The following is a 19,006-nucleotide window of genomic DNA, read 5'->3' on the forward strand; positions in this document are numbered from 1 at the left end:
ATCTCTCAATCCCTTATGATCTAAACTTCCTCCAGCCCCGGGGCCGCTTCCGCCCGCTCCAGGTTTCGCAGCATCGTCTCATATTCGGCGAGGGCCGCCGTTCCGGTCTCGGTCAAAACATAACTTCCCCGGGCTACCCTTTGAAACCAGCCGTAATAATTGTGCTGCATGATCGCCGCCGCTGCCGAAACGCCGGAATGTTCTTTGGCTTTTCTGGGCGAAATCTGGCCGCCCGCTTGAACAGCAGCGGCTACCTTCAGCGCTTTCTCCCTGTAGGCGGTATACAGCTTTCGGCCGGTGCTCCCCCCGACGTTATAATCGCCGGAACGCTCGTGAAATTCGTTAATGAGCCTGCTGGTGCGGAGCTTGGAAGCCCGGCGGCCGGTTTCGTAGCCGGACGGCGTGCAGAGCACCTCTACGAACGGAGATTTCGTTTTATAAAAGGTTACCGTCATCAGTCCAAGGCCCAGACGCTGACACAAAGCAGTCAGATCGCTCCACCGCTGGTTGTGGGCTCCTTTTTTGGCGCGGTTTCGTTCCACCGCTAAATAAACCTCGCGCGTCATTTTCTGCCGTTCCAGTCCTTGCAGCAGCAGGGCGAGATTAAACGTTTTTTTGATTTCGACAATCAGCGGTTCGGTCTGCCCGGAGTGAATGCCAACCAGATCGCAGTGCCGGACCTCGCTTTTCACCAGATAACCCAATTTCTCGAAATATTGTTTTAAAGGTTTGTATAATTCCGTTTCATGCTGGACAGCCATATACAGCTTCTCCTTTACTTGCTTGTCGGTTCTTGTTCGGGCTTGGCCTTCGCTTTATATTCATGCCTTCTAATTTGCTTGGCTCCCAAGACCTGAAATCATCCTTGTCTATTTTAACATAGGCCGCCTCCGGCGCTCAGGGATTACCTGCCGTGGAAGCTATTTTTTTCGGATGAAATGAACGTAAGCCCGCTTAAAAAACAGCAATAATCCCGCTGCCGGGCGCATAGTTATGTAATAATCTTTTTCCAAAATAGATTCAGTGCAGTACCTTATTAAAGGGCGGCGGGAAGGATGCGAATACTAAAAGCGGAGCACAGGAGGTACCGATCATGGATATTTTCGAACGAATAGCGGCCTATCGGGCAGAACACGACTCATTAGCATGGAGCGGCACGTTTAAGGAATATATCGAACTTTTGCGCAAAGATCCCAGACCGGCTATGACTGCGCATGCCCGGGTTTATGAAATGATTCGTTCTTACGGGGTTGAGGAAGAGGGGGGCCACAAAACCTATAAGTTTTTCGAGCAGGAGCTTTATGGGCTTAACCGTCCGCTGGAAAAGCTGGTAGAGGAATATTTCCATTCCGCGGCCAGAAGGCTGGACGTCCGCAAGCGGATTCTTTTGCTGATGGGTCCGGTCAGCGGCGGCAAATCTACGCTGGTCACGCTGCTCAAACGCGGTTTGGAGCAGTTTTCAAAAACGGACGCAGGGGCGGTTTATGCCATTGAAGGCTGCCCGATGCAAGAAGATCCGCTGCATCTGATTCCCCACGAGCTGCGTCCTGTATTCGAGAAGGAGTTCGGGATCCGGATCGAAGGCGAGCTTTGCCCGGTATGCCGGTTGAAGCTCGACACGGAATACGGCGGAGACATTGAAAAAGTCCGCGTAGAACGCGTTATTTTGTCCGAATCCGCCCGGATCGGCATCGGTACATTTAGCCCATCGGATCCCAAATCCCAGGATATTGCCGATTTGACGGGCAGCATCGACTTTTCGACGATTACCGAATACGGCTCGGAATCCGATCCGCGCGCCTACCGGTTTGATGGTGAACTGAACAAAGCGAACCGCGGCCTGATGGAATTTCAGGAGATGCTGAAATGCGACGAGAAATTCCTGTGGAACCTGCTGTCGCTGACCCAGGAAGGGAATTTCAAAGCGGGGCGGTTTGCGCTCATAAGCGCGGACGAAATGATTATAGCTCACACGAATGAAGCGGAGTATCGAACATTTATTTCCAATAAAAAGAACGAGGCCTTGCAATCGCGGATGATTGTAATGCCAATTCCTTATAACCTGAAAGTATCCGAAGAGGAAAAAATCTACGCCAAGCTTATCTCGCAAAGCGACATGAAGCACATTCATATCGCTCCGCATGCGCTTAGAGCGGCTGCGACCTTCTCCATTCTGACCCGTTTGAAGGAAAGCAAAAAGCAGGGCATCGATCTGTACAAGAAAATGCGCCTGTATGACGGTGAGGAGCTGGAGGGCTTCAAGGAAGCCGATTTGAAGGAGCTGCAGAACGAATATTTGGATGAAGGCATGTCCGGCGTCGATCCTCGGTATGTCATCAACCGGATTTCCAGTGCTCTGATTAAACAAAATCTGGATTCGATCAATGCGCTCGATATTTTGCGGGCGATCAAGGACGGCCTTGACCAACATGCTTCCATTACCAAAGAAGAACGCGAGCGTTATTTGAACTTTATTTCGATCGCACGTAAGGAATACGACGAGCTGGCTAAGAAAGAGGTGCAGAAAGCGTTTGTCTATTCTTTTGAAGAGTCGGCCAAAACGCTATTCGAAAATTATCTGGATAACATCGAAGCCTTCTGCAGCTGGACTAAAATCCGCGATCCGCTGACCGACGAGGAGCTTGATCCGGATGAGCGCCTGATGCGTTCCATCGAAGAACAGATCGGCATTTCCGAAAATGCCAAAAAAGCTTTTCGCGAAGAAATCATGATCCGCATCTCGACTTATTCCAGAAAAAACAGAAAATTCGAATACCATCACCACGACCGTCTGCGCGAAGCGATCGAGAAAAAGCTGTTCGCTGACCTGAAAGACATTGTCAAAATCACGACTTCGACCAAAACGCCGGATGAGACGCAGCTTAAACGGATCAACGAGGTCATCAAACGTCTGGTCGACGAACATGGCTATTCAACCGTCTCGGCTAATGATTTGCTTCGTTATGTGGGATCGCTGCTGAACCGTTGATGTGAGGAAGCTGTGAGGGTAGGAAGCCGGGAAAGACGAGATAGACCTGGGCCTAAACCAAGAATAAACTGAAATGGACCGAAATAGACTTTAAATAGTGTAAAAACCAGACCGGTGAAACCCGGTCTTTCTTTTGTTATGGGGTGTTTAACGGTGAAACCGCCTGAAGGAAGAGCTGTTTGGTCTAAAACTGTCGGATCAAAAATAAACCCTGATCAACGGCTGGCACCGGATCAGGGTCTGATAGGGAGGGTATTTTGAGGGGATCTCGCATTAAGGATGATTCAGAACATACTCTTTCAGCGCTCGTTTGAATACATACTGCCGGGTCACAGGTTTCCGGTCGTAAAGCAGCACGCCGCTGCTGACGATTTGAGCCTTGTGAGCGGGCAACGCCTTGTTGAAATCGACGATCATGACCTCTCTGTCCAGAAATAAAGACAATTCGTGAACGGCTTTGGCTTGAACTTCGGATGAAAGTGAGGAGTCGGATAAATAAGCAACATTGACATTGCTGTCCTTCCAAAGCGACTGATTGGCTGCGGAACCGAACAGGACAACGGAATAAGCTTGAAAATGACGGGCAAGACAGCGGACAATCTGAACCTTCTGTTCCTCGGTTAACCCGGCCATAATTTCCACTCCTTTATTTTCATCATTTCTTGCTTCTACCATATATAAATCTGACTTAAATGTAAATGTATTTGACATGAAAAAGCGATTTGAATATTTTTTCAGTGTTTAAATTACATTTATTAGAAAATAATACTGTTCGACTGCTCTTCTTTGTAGTGTAAGATACCTGTTTCGCGGGATGTTCATGTCAGGTATAGGCGTGCCAATGAACACAAAGACGCTGCAAGCCTTGGCTTGCAGCGTTCTTTGCGCTAACGTCCCGCGTTCGGTTAAGCTAGATCTCGCGCCTTTGTTAATCCCGCCTTACAGGAAGGTTTTTCTCCATTCCAACAGCTGAGGCAATTCCACTTCATTCATGACACAGTTCAAGTAAAGGGGTTCCCTTAAATCCAGATAATCGTCGTCATAGCCGGATTCTATCAATTTGGTTATGACCGGGATGCTTTGCTTGGAGCCCATAAAGCACAGGCTGGCTGCCAGTTTGGTGGCATGCGTTAAATTCCGCTCCTTCTGCAGGAGGGAAAGAACGGCCGGTTCAGCGGCAGGGTCGCTTATGCGCCCGAGGCAATCGGCGGCATACAGCTTGAAATAATCGTCCTGTTCCTTCGCGTACCGTTCGGCGAGCCGGCTCACGACGTCCTCCGACCCGATGCGGACCAAGGCGTCACACGCCTGCTCTGCCAGCAGGTCGTTAGTCGAGGCCAAATAGTCGATGAGCAGCGGCACAGCGGAAGCCAGCTTCATTTTTCCGGCTGCCTGCGTGTAATAAACCGACTCATAATTGGCAGTGTCTTCCGGATCGGCTTGCTCGAGCTTGCTGATTACGTATTCGGGAGTCAAAGCTTGTTTGCTTATAGCCACGTTAACCAGATAATCGAGATAATCGTACTCAAGATCATCGTATTCCAGCCCCCGGCTCGCTTCAATCATCTGCTGCAGCGTTTCGCGGAGCTGTTCCGGCTCCATTTGGCCGATGCGGATATGTTCTTCGGCTTTCACGCTGGTTTCGTCCTGCAGGGGTTGCAGCTCGGCAAGCACCTGCTCCAGCAGGGAAGGAGGGCTGCTTAGCAGCGTTTGCTGAATATGTAGGCGGCTGTTGCCTTTGAGAGAGCTTTTGCTCAGCAGCTTGGCCATCCGGGATACCGTTTCGGCCGATTGTGGAAAAGAGGAAACAAGATGCAGATAAATCCGGTCCGGCGTGAGAGACCCGGAAAGCTTGTCCAGCACACGCTCCATGATGCCTTCCGTATAATTAAAGCTTTCGGCAAAATATTGGATCGCTCCGTTGCTGACAATGTCGTCTTTATGGGTCAGGTACGCTTTGACCTGTTCGGAAGTGTACATAACTTTTCTATTCCTTTCTTGTAAACAAGAGTGGCTTTTATTATATCACACAAAAAATCCCCCGGCCCAAACCCGCAAAGGAATGAGCCGAAGGATTAGAGAGAGGAGCATATGCGGCTATGCCGCTGTGCCACTTAAGCTTAACTACGAGGCCTATAACATTTTGCGGTAATGTTTTTTTCCGTCGTAACTGAACATGGCCTTCTGGCCTTCCACTACTGTTTCGAGATGCACGGGACGGCCCCAAAGCGTATAAACGTAAGGCAGCGTACGTTCCAGATACTTTAGATCGAGCTCGATGCCCTCATAACGGTGCTGCAGCATCAGCTCGCCGGTGCGTTTGAAGTCGCCGTCGACTACGACGATATAAGGGCTGCCTCCGTTCACGCGGGAGTAAACCAGCTGGTCGCGGATATGCTCCCAAGTCTTGTCGGTGATTTTCCACTCCGGCCCCTGTTTCTCGAATACGTACAGATCCAGGTCCTTCACCAGATCCTTGGTCAAGTAGTTGCGGATGAAGGAGGTATCCATATCCAGCTCCCGCACTTCGAAAATTTTCTCGCGGCCTTTGCCGGGCCTCCGGCCGAGCCGGCTCTGCTCCTCTTCGGTCGGTTTATCCCAACGCCGTTCGATGTCCTCAAAGATTTTAAGCCCCAAGTAATAGGGATTCAAGCTCTGCGTGGACGGCTGGACGACAGACGAATTCAGCTTGGCGTATTCGATCGTTTCGTCGCTCGTCAAATCGAGCTCGCGCATGATCCGCTGATGCCAATACGAAGCCCAGCCTTCGTTCATGATTTTCGTCTCCATTTGCGGCCAGAAGTAGAGCATTTCATCCCGCAGCATCGTCATGATGTCCCGCTGCCAATCCTCCAGTATCTCGGAATATTCCTGGATGAACCACATCAGGTCTTTTTCGGGTTCAGGCGGGAAGGGGATCCGGGCGGCATCTGGATCTTCGGGGGCTTTCGGAGTACCCAGCTCATCCAATGACCATAGATCCTGATAGGCACCTTCTGATGCAGCTTGTTTGGTTTCCTGCTTGGCTTCCCTGATTTTCTCCTCGGTGTAGCGGCGTTTGTCGAGCTTGCGGGGTTTGATGATTTGAGGGTCGACATGCTCCTGGATCGACAGGACGGCATCGATAAATTTTTCGACATTATCGGAACCGTAGGTTAATTCATATTGGGCGATCCGTTCCGCTGTAGCGGACATGCTTTCTACCATATCCCGGTTGGAGGCGGAGAACCGGACATTATTTTTAAAGAAATCACAGTGTGCAAGCACATGGGCCACGATCAGTTTGTTCTGGACCAGGGAGTTGCCGTCGAGCAGAAAAGCGTAGCAGGGATTGGAATTGATCACCAGCTCATAGATTTTGCTTAGTCCGAGGTCGTATTGCATCTTCATTTTATTGAAGCTTTTGCCGAAGCTCCAGTGGCTGAAGCGGGTCGGCATGCCGTAAGCGCCGAAGGTGTATATGATGTCGGCCGGGCAGATCTCATAACGCATGGGGTAGAAATCAAGACCGAAGCCTTCGGCTATTTCGGTGATTTGATCGATTGCCCGTTCCAACTGGTTGATTTCATCCTGACTCATTTTCGATCCCTCCGTAAGGACTTATTTGGTCTATTTAAGTTTATGGACGGGAAGCCTTGATCATGACAAAGCCTTTGCCCTCGCTATAAGGAATCTCCTAAAAGGAACTCGGCATAGGGGATCTCTCTGTGCGAAAATTTATGCTATAATTCAGATAAGCTGCACACCTATCAAGATGGGTTGTCGCAGGACGGGACAAGGGGATTTTTGTTGGCCGGATTCATTGGAATCCGGCTTTGTTCATTTAATAACGCAAGTGAATATGGTCAGGCAGGTGAAGTTTGTTTGTCATACGAAATAGCGATTTCCGTCCGGCCATTGGTCGAGTATGTCTACCGGAGCGGCAGTATCACGGGCGGCTTCCGGACCAATGCCACGATGCAGGAGGGCACCCGGATTCATCAGAGCATCCAGAAAACCTATGCCGAGACAGATCAGAAGGAAGTGTTTCTGTCCGCCGAAATCCCTTATGGCGATTTACTGTTTAAGATAGAAGGACGCTGCGACGGACTCATCCAGCTGGATAGTCAATGGACGATTGACGAAATAAAATCCACGGCCGCGCCGCTGCAGGAATTGGAGGACGGTCTTCCGGTACATTGGGCCCAAGGGAAAATGTATGCCTACATGTATGCCAAGGCGGAGGGGCTGGCGTCCATGCAGGTTCAGCTCACTTACGTGCGGACCGGAAGTGGTGAGCAGAAGAAGCTGCTCGTTTCTCATACCTTTGATGAGCTGGAAGCCTATACGCTGGAAGTGATCGCGGCTTATGCGCCGTATGCCGAAATGCTGAGACGGCATGAAGAAGAGCGGAACGGATCGATCGCGGAGCTTCCGTTTCCCTTCCCATCTTACCGGGCGGGCCAGCGGAAGCTTGCAGGAGCGGTTTTCAAAACGATCCAGGAAGGCGCAGGGCTGATGGCCAAAGCGCCGACAGGCATCGGAAAAACGATGTCCACTTTGTTTCCGGCCGTCAAAGCGGTCGGGGCAGGGCATATCAGTAAGATTTTTTATTTAACGGCACGGACGACAACGCGGGCTACGGCCGAGGAGGCTTTTTCCAGGATGCAGGCTCAAGGTCTCCATCTGAACTCGGTGACGATTACGGCGAAAGACAAGATCTGCTTCAAGGAAGAGGAAGCCTGCGATGCCGGACATTGCAGCTTATGCGAAGGTTATTACGACCGGATCAACGGTGCGGTGCTGGATATCATGGAGAATGAGACAATCATGACCCGGCCCATCATAGAGGCCTATGCCCGGAAGCATCGGGTTTGTCCATTTGAGTATTCGCTCGACATCGCTTATGCCGCTGATGCTGTCGTATGTGATTACAACTATATCTTTGATCCGCGTGTTTCCCTGAAGCGGCTGGTCGAGGAGCAGAAGAAACAAACGGCTGTACTGGTGGATGAGGCCCATAATCTGGTCGACCGGGGCCGGGCCATGTTTTCAGCAGAGCTGATCAAATCGGTGTTTCTCAGCATCAAAAGCGAATATAAGGCGGCGAATGAGGGCCTTTCCCGAGCGGCCGGAGAGGTCAACTCCTTCCTCGCTGCGGTCAAGAACAACTGCAGCAGCGAAGGGCGCATCATCCAGGCCGAACTACCTGAGGAATTGATCACAAAGCTCGAAAAATTCGTGGAGGCTGCCGAAATCGAACTGGCCGCAAACGGAGCGGCGGCGTCTTCCCAGGTTAGTCTTGAGGCGCAGGAAGAACTGCTCAGCACTTATTTTATGGCGCAAAACTTTATCCGGATGGCCAAGCTGTATGATGACCATTATTTAACGTATGCCGAAATCATCCGTACCGAATTTCGAATCAAGCTGTTTTGCCTCGATCCTTCGGAGCTGCTCCGCCAGGCCGGCAAAGGTTACCGCTCGATCATTTATTTCTCGGCCACTTTGTCTCCGATGAGCTATTACCGGGACATGCTTGGTGCGGATCAAGAAGATTACACGCTCAGCATCCCTTCGCCGTTCCGCAAGGAACAGCTGGATGTGCGGCTTGTTCCGCTGTCGGTCAGATACAATGACCGGGAGAGTTCCAAAAGGACGATCGCCAGACTGCTCCAGCAGGTTTGCGAGGAGAGGAGCGGCGGCAATTTGCTTGTCTTCTTCCCTTCTTATTCATATATGCAGGAAGTATACGATACGTATGTGCAGGAAGAAGGGGAAGGCGTGGACGTCGTTCTGCAGCAGTCCTCCATGTCGGAGGAGGAGCGGGAAACGTTTCTGGCAGGATTCCAGCCGAACCCTGAGCGGACGCACCTTGGTTTTGCCGTACTGGGCGGCGTCTTCTCGGAAGGCGTGGATCTTCCCGGTGACCGGCTCGGCGGCGTGATCGTGGTCGGCACCGGTCTGCCGCAAATTGGGCTTGAGAACAATATGCTGCGGGATTATTTTAATCAGACGGGACGCAACGGGTTTAATTATGCTTATATCTTTCCGGGAATGAACAAGGTGCTGCAGGCCGGAGGAAGGCTGATCCGGACCGAGCAGGACGAAGGGGTGCTGGTGCTGGTGGATGACCGGTTTGCCCAAGATCCTTACCGTTCTCTGCTGCCGGAAGAGTGGCGGGAATATAAGCGGGTTCATCCGGCTTCGATTTGAAGCTGAAGCGGATACTGGACCGGATGCTGCCGGTGTCTGATGGGATCTAATTGGATTCGCCATGCTTCCTAATGCTCCTGATATAAAACAAAAACCATGGCCCTGTTCATCAGGGCCATGGTTGGTTTTGCTGCATTTCAAAGCGGTATTTTTTAATAGAGGGGCTGCTTTTATTTGATGCCTTTCATTGCTCTTTGAATAATCGGAGAGAGGGCGAACAGAACCACACCAAGTCCAATTGAGAGAACCCCGATAATACCGAAATAGGCCATTTCAGACTCCGGCGAATACAGCTTGACGACCTGGGCATTGATTGCCTGAGCGGCTGCGTTGGTCAGGAACCATAAGCTCATCGTTTGGGCAGAGAACGCTGCCGGAGCCAGTTTGGTCGTAGCCGACAAACCTACCGGCGACAAACAAAGCTCGCCAATCACGACGATCAGGTAGCTGAGCACGAGCCACAGCGGATTTACCAGGCTGTCGCTCCCGCCGAAATAAGCCGGGAGCAGGATAACCAGGAAAGATAATCCCGCGAACAAAAGCCCAAGAGAAAATTTCTTAGCCACAGAGGGCTGCCTGTTGCCGAGTTTGACCCAGATCCAGGCAAATACAGGTGCCAGAATGATAATGAACAGCGGGTTCAGTGATTGGAACCAGGCAGGGGTAAGCGTAATGCCTGCAAACTCCAGCTGGGTCCTTTCTTTGGCGTAAGCCGCCAGAATGGTAGAACCTTGTTCCTGAATGGCCCAGAACATAACGGCTGCGATAAAGAGCGGGATATAAGCCAATATCCGGGAACGCTCTACACGCGAAGTTTTGGGACTATGATACATAACCAGGAAATAAAGGGCCGGAATAATGATCCCCAGGATGCCGACCAGCAGAATGAACCGGTCAAAGGTGAGAAGTTTCGTCACAATTCCGATGTAAGCCAAAATCGCCACAATAAGAACTCCAACGACGATCCATGTATATACTTTCTTTTTCTCGCCTGCTGCAAGCGGGTTGGCTACGACGGTTCCTGCCAAGCCGAGGAATTTTTTCTTGGTTAAAGCAAAGACCACAAGTCCAAGGAACATCCCTACGGCCGCTACCCCGAAACCGAGGTGATAGTTGTATTCGCCAAGCGTACCTACAATAAGTGGCGACAAGAAGCCGCCGAGGTTGATGCCCATGTAAAAAATGCTGAAGCCTGCGTCCCGGCGCTGATCTTCCGGCGTATAAATTTCTCCGACTACACTGGAGACGTTTGGTTTGAGCAGGCCTGTGCCAAGCACGATCAGTACCATCGAAACAAAGAAAAGGGCTACGCTGCCCGGTATAGCGAGCACGATATGACCGAACATGATAAGCACGCCGCCATAGAAGACTGCCTTGGATGTTCCGAATACACGGTCGGCAAGCCAGCCGCCGATAATGCCCGACATATAGACGAGGGAGCCATAAATCGACATGATGGATAAGGCGGTAGTTTGGTCTATACCGAGACCACCGTTCATAACGGTGTCGTACATATAGTACAAGAGGATAGCTCTCATTCCATAATAGGAGAACCGTTCCCAGAATTCTGTGAAGAATAGAGTGAACAACCCTTTAGGATGTCCAAAAAAACCTTTCTGCGGGACACTTTCTGCTATGTCCTTTTTAGTGATTTCTGCCATGAATTAACCTCCTGCTGCTTCTGTAATGACTAAGATGTTGCTGCCTTGTGCTCTAGCTGTTTCTCCATGCTCGATTAGGGCAGTAAAGCTAAAATTATACCGCTAAAGAACGAATTTGAACAGTATGTATATTGTTAGATACGGAGCAAGGTCCTTCCGTATTTATACCCATCTTTCTTGGAAAATAACAATGTCCCTCAAATTAGGATGAAGGGCCCTTCCTCCGAAGATCCATGGAGGTTGAGGCCCTTATTTCCTTGAAAGGATTCACTGTTCTTTATTTAAGCTTTCACTTCCTGCTTCTGAAAAAAATGCTTCAGCGCGCCATAAACCTCGCCGCGCTCCTTGATGATATAGTGCTTGAACTCCGGCTTCTTGATATTTCGGTAAGCCGACATCAGCGTGCTGCTGCGGTTGTATTGATTCACCTCGCCGTAGCCGAACATGTTGCTCCGCTTCAGCAGCTCGTCGATCAGTTTCACGCACCGTTCGTTATCGGACGTCAGGTTGTCGCCGTCCGAGAAATGGAACGGATAGATGTTGTAGCTCGATATCGGGAAGCGGCTGTCGATAATTTCAAGCGCTTTAAGATAAGCGGAGGAGCAGATCGTACCGCCGCTTTCGCCGCGGTTGAAGAAATCCTCTTCTGACACTTCTTTGGCTTCCGTATGATGGGCGATGAAGACAATCTCCACCTTCTCATACTGCTTCCGCAGGAAGCGGGTCATCCAGAAGAAGAAGCTGCGGGCGCAGTATTTTTCGAAAGAACCCATCGACCCTGAGGTATCCATCATGGCGATAATGACCGCGTTGGAATGGGGAACAATGATTTCTTCCCACGTCTTGTACCGCAGATCATCCGGCGAGATGCCGTGGATACCCGGTTGGCCTTGTCTGGCGTTGCGGCGCAGATTCTCAAGAATCGTCCGTTTCTTGTCAATGTTGGACATGATCCCTTTTTTGCGGATGTCGTTGAAGCGGATCGCCTCGGTTTCGACTTCCTGTTTGTCTTTCTCCTTCAAATGGGGCAGCTCAAGCTCACTGAATAAAATATCTTCCAGATCCTCGATATTGACCTCGGCCTCTACGACATCGTCACCCGGCTGGTCGCCGGCTTCGCCGCCTTTACCGGGCTTGCCTGCTTTTCCCGGACGATCCCGGGCCAGCACATCTCCGACCTCGGAGCTGCCATCCCCCTGACCGACATGTTTTTGTTTATTGAAATTATGGACAAACCGGTATTCCTCCAGATTGCGAAGCGGAATTTTCACGATCTGTTTGCCGTCAGACATGATGATATTTTCTTCAGACACTAGATCGGAAAGGTTTTCCTTGATCGCTTCCTTGATTTTTTGCTGATGGCGCTGCTGATCCTGGTATCCTTTCCTGTGTAAAGACCAATCCTCTCGGGAAACAACAAAATTATGCGATGAAGACGACACTTGCGGCACCTCCCCGGTTGAAGTCACAGCCTAAGACAATAAAACGATTGTAAATAAAGTATATTCGCGAGAGTGTCCGATATGTGAGGGAGTTCGCCGTCTGAGTGGGAGGAATTTTGTTTTTCTTCATTATATGAACGCGAGCGGGCGCGGGATTCGGGATGATTTTTTGCAGCGTAGACGCTGTCTTTCTGTTTGGATCGGACGGAGGTATAATCAAGGGAGGTTTCTTGGACATATTAGAAATCATAAGGGAGACAAGATATTATGACGGCTGTTTTATTCAAAAACGGGATTTTTCCTCTTGCGGCTGATCACCAGTCTGCGAATGCTATATATGTGGAGAATGGAAGGATTAAAGCGATCGGACAGGCTTCCGATTTAGAGCTTCAGCTGTCGGGGCGACTCTATCAAACGGTCGATTGGGAGGGGGCATATGTGCTTCCAGGTCTGGTCGATTCGCATATGCATCTGGGGATGCACGGCATGAAGCTGAGCATGCTGGATTTCACCGGTGTCACGTCCAAAGAGGAGATGCTGAGACTGATCCGGGAGCGTGCGGCGGTTACGCCGGCAGGGGAGTGGATTACAGGGCTGAATTGGAATGAAAATGAGTTCACGCCAGCCGAGGCTCCGACCCGGCAGGAGCTGGACGAGGTAACGGACCGTCATCCGGTCTTTTTGACAAGAACCTGCTTCCACGCCTTTCTGGGCAACTCGGAAGCTTTTCTCTGTGCGGGCATTCCAGAAGGAGCGCCTGACCCCGCTTCCGGAGCGTTTGGCCGCCATCAGGATGGGAGCTTTAACGGCTGGATTTACGAAGAGGCGTGTTACCCGTTTGAGAAGGTTCAGCCTGAACCCGATTATGAGACGAAAAAAGCCGCCATCCGCCGCGCCAGTCTCGATGCGCTAAGCCTTGGGTTGACCGGTGCGCATACGGAGGATCTGAGATTCCTTGGTAGTGTAGAAACGATGCTGCGGATTCACCGCGAGCTTCGGGAGGAAGGTTTGGCACTGCGTTCCCACCAGCTGATGTTCCATGCTTATATGGAGGAAGTGGCGGAGCTGGGCGTCAAGGCGGGCAGCGGGGACGAATGGACAAGAATCGGAGCGATGAAAATCTTCGCTGACGGCGCTATCGGCGGCCGAACGGCCCTCCTGCAGGAGCCGTACAGCGATGCTCCCGATACCAAAGGCATGGCGATCCAGACGACTGAACAATTACACGAACTGGTTGCGAAGGCCCGCAGACACGGTTACCCGATAGCTGTTCATGCGATTGGTGATGGTGCGGCTGATCTGACTCTCGGCGCGATGGAGAAACTTCCGCTCGGCAGTGCATCTGGCCTGCCTGACCGGTTTATTCATGCCCAGGTGCTGGATCGTGGTTTGCTGGAACGGATGAAAAAGCTGCCGCTGATCGCGGACATCCAGCCGCGCTTCGTGGCCAGCGATTTCCCTTGGGTACTGGAAAGGGTAGGTCCGGATCGTCAGGACGTTCTCTACGCGTGGAGAACGCTGATGGACGCTGGCATCGTTTGCGCAGGGGGCAGCGATGCGCCGATTGAGCCGCTGAATCCATTCCTCGGCCTTCATGCCGCTGTAACGAGACGCAGACCTGGTCAGCAGGGGGAAGGCTATTTGCCGCTTGAACGATTGACGCTGCAGCAGGCCCTGCATCTCTTTACGCTGGGCAGTGCGGCTGCTGTTGGGGAAGAGAGGGAACGAGGCAGCATCGAGGTTGGGAAATATGCGGACTTCACGGTTATTGATACTGACCTTACTGAAGATGTGGATGCCCTGTTGGAAGTGAAGGTAAAAATGTCCATTGTGAATGGACAAATCGCCTATTCAGCCGACCGTTAAAAAGCTATAATAAGAGGGACGGCTGGACGATTTCCAGCATATTTTAAGAAAAAGGCATACTGCAAGAGAAGGAAGTCGTGTTTACGACTCATGGGCAGGACTGCCGCGGAGGCTTTAGGAATATGCGTTTTAAAGATGTTTTTTCGATTATTGGGCCCGTTATGGTCGGTCCATCCAGCTCGCATACCGCCGGGGCTGCCCGAATTGGCCGCTCGGCCCGCCATTTATACGGCAAACAGCCGGAGAAGGCGGTCATTATCTTTTACGGATCGTTTGCAGCAACTTATCAAGGACATGGGACGGACCGGGCGATTGTTGGCGGTCTGCTGGATTATGATACCGATGATTCGCGAATTCCGATGGCGCTTGATTATGCCAAGCAGTCCGGGCTGGAAGTTTCCTTCGAGGAAGGCAGAGGGATAGTCCGGCACCCGAACACGGCTAAGTTGATTCTGTCGGATCGAGACGGCGGAAGCGAGCTTACGATGACCGGTATTTCCATCGGCGGCGGCAATATTGAAATTATAGAGATCAACGGATTCAATATTAAAATGACAGGCATCTACCCGACCCTTGTCATTCAGCATTATGATTCTCCGGGCGTACTGGCTTATGTTACGCAGGCTTTAAGCTTAGAGGGCACCAATATTGCCCACATGTCCGTAGATCGTAAGAATAGAAGCGGCAACGCTATAACGGTTGTCGAAATTGACGGCGAAATCAAGGAAGGGATCCTGGAGCGGATTGCCCAAATGGATGCTTTGATTTCAGTTGGTATCATCGATTTGTCTCAGGAGACCCAAACGGAGGAACAGAAATGAATTTTTCAACATTAAATGAGCTGGCAGCTTTATGCGAAGCCAAAAATATGACCATCGGACAATTAATGCTTGAGGAGCAAAGCCGGGAATCCGGACGTACGCCTGAGGCTGAATTTGCAACTATGGCGCAATATTATGAAGTCATGAAGGAAGCCGTGCACAAAGGCTTAAATGAAGATACAACTTCCCCGAGCGGTTTGACTGGCCTGGATGCCCAGCGGGTGGTTAATTACGGAAAACAATCCGAAATGAACCTTGGCGGAGCTGCAGGTGAGGTCATGGCTTACGCACTGGCCGTTTCCGAAGTGAACGCTTCTATGGGACGGATTGTGGCTACGCCAACTGCGGGCTCCTGCGGAGTTATTCCCGGAGTCTTCGTCAGCAGTCAACGAAGGTTCAGCTGGACCGATGAGCACATGGTTTACGGTTTGTTTGCTGCTGGAGCTATTGGCTATGTAATTGCCAACAACTCGTTTATTTCCGGCGCCGAAGGAGGCTGTCAGGCGGAAATTGGCTCCGCCATTGGAATGGCGGCGGGGGCTTTGGTTGAGCTGCGGGGCGGGACGGCCGCTCAAGCTGTTCATGCTGTAGGTCTTGCTTTGAAAAATACGCTCGGCCTCATCTGCGACCCCGTCGCCGGCCTTGTGGAGGTTCCCTGCATCGTCCGGAACGGATTTGGTGCGGTGACTGCGCTGGCGGCAGCTGACATGGCTCTGGCTGGCGTGCGAAGCGTGATCCCTTCAGATGAAGTTATCCAAGTGATGATGGAAGTGGGGTCTTCCATGCCTGAGAAACACCGGGAGACAGCTAAAGGCGGATTAGCCCAGACTCCGACCGGCCGTAAAATCATGCAGGAGTTATAGGGGGATAAATAGGAACATTTGTGATATTCAGCCGCTCCAATAACTGGGGCGGTATTATTTTTAGGTAAGGGGGGAGGATAACGATCAGAATCATGAAAACAAATTCGAAAAAACACTTGTCAGAACGTGTCGGAATATGTTATATTCTTATTCCGGCCAATTAAACAAGATGTTTAACGGTCGGCTAACGAATAGAACTGGTTTTGAAGGAAAAAACTTCTTGAAAAAAGTTCTTGCAAAGTTGGTTAGTAAGTGATAAGATATAAGAGTTGCTGCTGAGAACGAAAGCGAGCAACAAAATGAAAAGTTTGATCTTTGAAAACTGAACAACGAGTGAGAAATAAATTGAGATACATTGGGACGAATTTCAAATCTATGTCGATTTGAAATTCGCTCCGGTCTCGTCAGATTCAAAATGAGCTAAACAAACACTTTGAATGGAAAACCTACCGCCTTCGGGTGGCAGGGACCTTCCATCTTTAATGGAGAGTTTGATCCTGGCTCAGGACGAACGCTGGCGGCGTGCCTAATACATGCAAGTCGAGCGGAGCCTTAGGAGAGCTTGCTCTCCTGAGACTTAGCGGCGGACGGGTGAGTAACACGTAGGCAACCTGCCTGCAAGACTGGGATAACTACCGGAAACGGTAGCTAATACCGGATACGCAGTTTCCTCGCATGAGGGAGCTGGGAAAGACGGAGCAATCTGTCACTTGCGGATGGGCCTGCGGCGCATTAGCTAGTTGGTGAGGTAACGGCTCACCAAGGCGACGATGCGTAGCCGACCTGAGAGGGTGAACGGCCACACTGGGACTGAGACACGGCCCAGACTCCTACGGGAGGCAGCAGTAGGGAATCTTCCGCAATGGGCGAAAGCCTGACGGAGCAACGCCGCGTGAGTGATGAAGGTTTTCGGATCGTAAAGCTCTGTTGCCAGGGAAGAACGTCGGGTAGAGTAACTGCTACCCGAGTGACGGTACCTGAGAAGAAAGCCCCGGCTAACTACGTGCCAGCAGCCGCGGTAATACGTAGGGGGCAAGCGTTGTCCGGAATTATTGGGCGTAAAGCGCGCGCAGGCGGCCATTTAAGTCTGGTGTTTAATCCCGGGGCTCAACTCCGGGTCGCACTGGAAACTGGGTGGCTTGAGTGCAGAAGAGGAAAGTGGAATTCCACGTGTAGCGGTGAAATGCGTAGAGATGTGGAGGAACACCAGTGGCGAAGGCGACTTTCTGGGCTGTAACTGACGCTGAGGCGCGAAAGCGTGGGGAGCAAACAGGATTAGATACCCTGGTAGTCCACGCCGTAAACGATGAATGCTAGGTGTTAGGGGTTTCGATACCCTTGGTGCCGAAGTTAACACATTAAGCATTCCGCCTGGGGAGTACGGTCGCAAGACTGAAACTCAAAGGAATTGACGGGGACCCGCACAAGCAGTGGAGTATGTGGTTTAATTCGAAGCAACGCGAAGAACCTTACCAGGTCTTGACATCCCCCTGACCGGATCAGAGATGGTCCTTTCCTTCGGGACAGGGGAGACAGGTGGTGCATGGTTGTCGTCAGCTCGTGTCGTGAGATGTTGGGTTAAGTCCCGCAACGAGCGCAACCCTTGACTTTAGTTGCCAGCAGGTAAGGCTGGGCACTCTAGAGTGACTGCCGGTGACAAACCGGAGGAAGGTGGGGATGACGTCAAATCATCATGCCCCTTATGACCTGGGCTACACACGTACTACAATGGCCGGTACAACGGGAAGCGAAGGAGCGATCTGGAGCGAATCCTTAGAAGCCGGTCTCAGTTCGGATTGCAGGCTGCAACTCGCCTGCATGAAGTCGGAATTGCTAGTAATCGCGGATCAGCATGCCGCGGTGAATACGTTCCCGGGTCTTGTACACACCGCCCGTCACACCACGAGAGTTTACAACACCCGAAGTCGGTGGGGTAACCCGCAAGGGGGCCAGCCGCCGAAGGTGGGGTAGACGATTGGGGTGAAGTCGTAACAAGGTAGCCGTATCGGAAGGTGCGGCTGGATCACCTCCTTTCTATGGAGTACCTCGCTTCTGTAGCGAAGCGGTACAAATACGGCGAAGAAGGATGCTCTCGAAGTATCTTTGCTTCGCAAAGATTTCACTTCTCACTCGTTGGTCAGTTTTGAGAGCTCAAACTCTCAAAATGATCTGTATGAATTTCATCAACCCAATGGGATGGACCGAAATTCACACAGGCCGCAGTTTCAATGAAACTGCTTTGATCCTTGAAAACTGGATAACGAAACAACAAATGCGAATTAGAACATTCTTTTTTAGCTGAACTTGTGATCGTAGAGAACAAGTGAAGTGCTAATCATAGAGCGAGTGTTTTTGAGATGATGGATCCTTTGCGAGTTCGTTTCTTCCTTGGTTGACTTCAATCAAAGAAACGAAGGAGGAACAGAGCCGTCAGCCAAAAACAGGAGCGAATTTGGTTAAGCTACTAAGAGCACACGGAGGATGCCTAGGCGCTAGGAGCCGAAGAAGGACGTGGCGAACAACGATAAGGCCTCGGGGAGCTGTAAGCAAGCTTTGATCCGGGGATGTCCGAATGGGGAAACCCGGCTGGTGTAATAGCCAGTCACTCATTACTGAATACATAGGTAATGAAGAGGCAGACCAGGGGAACTGAAACATCTAAGTACCTTGAGGAAGAGAAAACAAGTAGTGATTCCGTCAGTAGCGGCGAGCGAACGCGGAAGAGCCTAAACCAAGAGGCTTGCCTCTTGGGGTTGTGGGACGTCTCACATGGAGTTACAAAGGAATAGGGTAGGCGAAGAGGTCTGGAAAGGCCCGCTAGAAGAGGTAAAAGCCCTGTAACCGAAAGTCTATTCCCTCCGAGACGGATCCCGAGTAGTGCGGGGCACGTGAAACCCCGTATGAATCTGCCAGGACCATCTGGTAAGGCTAAATACTCCCTAGTGACCGATAGTGAAGCAGTACCGTGAGGGAAAGGTGAAAAGCACCCCGGAAGGGGAGTGAAAGAGATCCTGAAACCGTGTGCTTACAAGAAGTCAGAGCCCTATGATGAAACTTCGTTTCATCACGGGTGATGGCGTGCCTTTTGTAGAATGAACCGGCGAGTTACGTTCCCGTGCAAGGTTAAGGTGAGAAGCCGTAGCCGCAGCGAAAGCGAGTCTGAATAGGGCGA

The 19,006-nt window shown here is 51.1% G+C and carries 11 protein-coding genes and 2 rRNA genes (1 of these 13 cut by a window edge); 7 read left to right on the forward strand and 6 right to left on the reverse strand.

Annotated elements, in window-relative coordinates:
• Window positions 1–20: 20 nt before the first annotated feature.
• A complete protein-coding gene (locus CBE73_RS20485; RefSeq protein WP_094095822.1) occupies window positions 21–761 on the reverse strand; it encodes a DUF2161 family putative PD-(D/E)XK-type phosphodiesterase in 741 nt (246 codons plus the stop codon).
• A 332-nt stretch (window positions 762–1,093) separates the two neighbouring features.
• Between CBE73_RS20485 and CBE73_RS20490 the strand changes: the two genes are divergently transcribed.
• On the forward strand, window positions 1,094–2,989 hold the full coding sequence (locus tag CBE73_RS20490) for a PrkA family serine protein kinase (RefSeq protein WP_094095823.1): 1,896 nt from the start codon (window positions 1,094–1,096) through the stop codon (window positions 2,987–2,989).
• 273 nt (window positions 2,990–3,262) lie between these two features.
• Here the strand turns inward: CBE73_RS20490 and CBE73_RS20495 are convergent, their stop codons facing one another.
• From CBE73_RS20495 to CBE73_RS20505, 3 genes are all read right to left on the reverse strand, one after another.
• Window positions 3,263–3,622, reverse strand: coding sequence for a nucleotidyltransferase domain-containing protein (locus CBE73_RS20495; protein ID WP_094095824.1), 360 nt, complete (start codon window positions 3,620–3,622; stop codon window positions 3,263–3,265).
• 306 nt (window positions 3,623–3,928) lie between these two features.
• The gene (locus CBE73_RS20500) at window positions 3,929–4,969 is read right to left on the reverse strand and encodes a HEAT repeat domain-containing protein (RefSeq protein ID WP_094095825.1); all 1,041 of its coding nucleotides are present in this window, start codon (window positions 4,967–4,969) and stop codon (window positions 3,929–3,931) included.
• Between the two features lie 153 nt (window positions 4,970–5,122).
• The gene (locus tag CBE73_RS20505; RefSeq protein ID WP_094095826.1) at window positions 5,123–6,568 is read right to left on the reverse strand and encodes a SpoVR family protein; all 1,446 of its coding nucleotides are present in this window, start codon (window positions 6,566–6,568) and stop codon (window positions 5,123–5,125) included.
• Window positions 6,569–6,853: 285 nt separating this feature from the next.
• Here CBE73_RS20505 and CBE73_RS20510 point away from each other — a divergent pair, with 285 nt between their 5' ends.
• Entirely contained in the window at window positions 6,854–9,181 is a 2,328-nt protein-coding gene (locus CBE73_RS20510) for a helicase C-terminal domain-containing protein (protein WP_174704784.1), read from the forward strand.
• Between the two features lie 170 nt (window positions 9,182–9,351).
• Here the strand turns inward: CBE73_RS20510 and CBE73_RS20515 are convergent, their stop codons facing one another.
• Together CBE73_RS20515 and yhbH are read right to left on the reverse strand one after the other, a co-directional pair.
• Window positions 9,352–10,842: a peptide MFS transporter gene (locus tag CBE73_RS20515; protein WP_094095827.1), complete on the reverse strand. Its 1,491-nt coding sequence runs from the start codon at window positions 10,840–10,842 to the stop codon at window positions 9,352–9,354.
• A gap of 281 nt (window positions 10,843–11,123) precedes the next feature.
• Complete coding sequence (gene yhbH / locus CBE73_RS20520; protein ID WP_373286365.1) at window positions 11,124–12,284, reverse strand: sporulation protein YhbH; 1,161 nt, start codon at window positions 12,282–12,284, stop codon at window positions 11,124–11,126.
• A gap of 267 nt (window positions 12,285–12,551) precedes the next feature.
• Between yhbH and CBE73_RS20525 the strand changes: the two genes are divergently transcribed.
• The 5 genes from CBE73_RS20525 to CBE73_RS20545 form a co-directional block, all read left to right on the forward strand.
• On the forward strand, window positions 12,552–14,150 hold the full coding sequence (locus CBE73_RS20525; protein ID WP_094095829.1) for an amidohydrolase: 1,599 nt from the start codon (window positions 12,552–12,554) through the stop codon (window positions 14,148–14,150).
• A 122-nt stretch (window positions 14,151–14,272) separates the two neighbouring features.
• Window positions 14,273–14,971, forward strand: coding sequence for an L-serine ammonia-lyase, iron-sulfur-dependent subunit beta (gene sdaAB / locus CBE73_RS20530; RefSeq protein WP_094095830.1), 699 nt, complete (start codon window positions 14,273–14,275; stop codon window positions 14,969–14,971).
• Window positions 14,968–15,834 carry an L-serine ammonia-lyase, iron-sulfur-dependent, subunit alpha gene (gene sdaAA / locus CBE73_RS20535; RefSeq protein ID WP_094095831.1) on the forward strand — a complete coding sequence of 289 codons (867 nt, stop codon included), beginning with the start codon at window positions 14,968–14,970 and terminating at the stop codon, window positions 15,832–15,834. The genes sdaAB and sdaAA overlap by 4 nt, the downstream gene beginning before the upstream one ends.
• A gap of 479 nt (window positions 15,835–16,313) precedes the next feature.
• A 16S ribosomal RNA gene (locus tag CBE73_RS20540) occupies window positions 16,314–17,868 on the forward strand.
• A 420-nt stretch (window positions 17,869–18,288) separates the two neighbouring features.
• Window positions 18,289–19,006: ribosomal RNA gene (locus CBE73_RS20545) — 23S ribosomal RNA — on the forward strand (it continues 3,093 nt past the right edge of the window).
• The 16S and 23S rRNA genes sit together here, the layout of an rRNA operon.

The sequence above is a fragment of the Paenibacillus physcomitrellae genome (assembly GCF_002240225.1).
Classification (GTDB): domain Bacteria; phylum Bacillota; class Bacilli; order Paenibacillales; family Paenibacillaceae; genus Fontibacillus; species Fontibacillus physcomitrellae.